The 795-nt window shown below is 61.1% G+C and carries 1 protein-coding gene; it reads left to right on the forward strand.

Going from position 1 to position 795, the window contains the following annotated elements; all coding sequences use genetic code 11:
- A partial coding sequence (locus tag AB4Z29_RS32305; RefSeq protein WP_441946960.1) for an IPT/TIG domain-containing protein occupies positions 1-795 on the forward strand: 795 nt, incomplete at both ends.

Genomic DNA, 795 nt, shown 5'->3' on the forward strand with positions numbered 1-795 from the left:
CAAATCACGGCAACCGCTCCGGCGGGTAGCTCGGGAACCGTAGACGTAAGGGTAACGACGCCGGGCGGCACATCCGCGACATCAGCGGCTGACCAGTATACGTACAAAGCTGCGCCGACGATTACGAGCATTTCGCCGACGGCGGGTCCGACGTCCGGAGGCACAACTGTCATTTTGATCGGAACGAATCTGTCCGGTGCAACGGCAGTGACGTTTGGTGCAACGGCGGCGACGGGCTTTACCGTAAATTCAGCAACGCAAATCACGGCAACCGCTCCGGCGGGTAGCTCGGGAACMGTAGACGTAAGGGTAACGACGCCGGGCGGCACATCCGCGACGTCGGCAGCGGACCAATTTACGTACATTGCCGCGCCGACGATTACGAGCATTTCGCCGACATCGGGCCCGACGTCCGGAGGCACGACTGTCATTTTGACCGGAACGAATCTGTCAGGTGCAACGGCGGTGACGTTTGGTGCAACGGCGGCGACGGGCTTTACCGTGGACTCGGCGACACAAATCACGGTAACCGCTCCGACGGGCTCGGGAACCGTAGACGTAAGAGTAACGACGACAGGCGGCACATCCGCGACATCGGCAGCGGACCAATTTACGTACATTGCCGCGCCGACGATCACAAGCATTTCGCCGACGGCAGGTCCGACGTCCGGAGGGACGACTGTCATTTTGACCGGAACGAATCTGTCTGGTGCAACAGCGGTGACGTTTGGTGCAACGGCGGCGACGTCCTATACCGTGGACTCGGCGACACAAATCACGGCAACCGCTCCGGCG

Source organism: Paenibacillus sp. 2TAB23 (assembly GCF_052115165.1).
In the GTDB taxonomy this organism is placed as follows: Bacteria; Bacillota; Bacilli; order Paenibacillales; family Paenibacillaceae; genus Pristimantibacillus.